At 47.9% G+C, this 409-nt stretch carries 1 pseudogene; it reads right to left on the bottom strand.

The features are described from left to right. Window positions 1–207: pseudogene (locus CDO51_RS13245) on the bottom strand (group II intron reverse transcriptase/maturase); the annotation flags it as partial. Window positions 208–409: the final 202 nt, after the last annotated feature.

The raw sequence follows: 409 nt of genomic DNA, 5'->3' as shown, positions 1-409 counted from the left end.
CTCATCGACTGTCATCCCGTCAACACCTGCCGCACCTCTGTTTTGCTTTACTCTTTTGTAAGCTGCATTTAAATTTCCTGTGTGTAGTAATTTATCAAGTAAACTTTCTGCACCGTCTTTCTCGCTAAGGTCCAGTGAGCTAGTACTCCGCGCTCCCTTGGTACTCTCTGGTTCCACCATACCCTCGCAAGGGTAGCCTGTTTTCACAGTTTTCTGCTCTCTTTGCACTATCTCACCTTCTCTCTAGTTTAAAAGACTACATTGTTCGGTCCTTCCCGTATCCGGTACTATGACCTCGGCTGACTTCTTACGGTTCAACCGTGCATCACTGCACGATTTGTCGCTGTGGGTTGTTGGTTAAACCCTCTTGTCGGCAACCCCCGTAAGACCTCCCCTGTTAAGAACGGTA

It is taken from the genome of Natranaerobius trueperi, from assembly GCF_002216005.1.
Lineage (GTDB): Bacteria > Bacillota > Natranaerobiia > Natranaerobiales > Natranaerobiaceae > Natranaerobius_A > Natranaerobius_A trueperi.
Note: the sequence above shows the minus strand (reverse complement) of the source record. Positions and strands in the feature narration are given on the sequence as shown.